This window comes from Vibrio sp. T9 (assembly GCF_003123985.1).
Taxonomy (GTDB): domain Bacteria; phylum Pseudomonadota; class Gammaproteobacteria; order Enterobacterales; family Vibrionaceae; genus Vibrio; species Vibrio diabolicus.
Map to the genome: position 1 here is coordinate 1 of NZ_NIGY01000136.1, position 337 is coordinate 337.

The following is a 337-nucleotide window of genomic DNA, read 5'->3' on the forward strand; positions in this document are numbered from 1 at the left end:
GGACGAAGCCATGCCCAACATCCTGATCGGCCGGAATGACGACGCCGCCGTGGAACTGGATTCCCGCTACGGCAACCGGCACGGCATGATCGCCGGCGCCACCGGTACGGGTAAGTCCGTGTCGCTGATGTTGCTGGCGGAAGGCTTCTCACGGCTGGGCGTGCCCTGCTTCCTCGCCGACGCCAAGGGCGATCTGGCCGGACTGTCGCAGGCGGCCGGCGCCCCTTCGGACAAGCTCACCGCCCGACTGGCAAAGCTGGGCCTCACCGATTGGAAACCCCAGGCCAACCCGGTCGTGTTCTGGGACATCTACGGCAAGCTGGGCCATCCGGTTCGA

Annotated in this window: 1 protein-coding gene; it reads left to right on the forward strand. The window is 66.8% G+C overall.

What is annotated here, in order from left to right:
* Positions 1-337 (forward strand): helicase HerA-like domain-containing protein (locus tag CBX98_RS25790; RefSeq protein ID WP_198772016.1); only part of this gene is annotated, 337 nt, incomplete at both ends.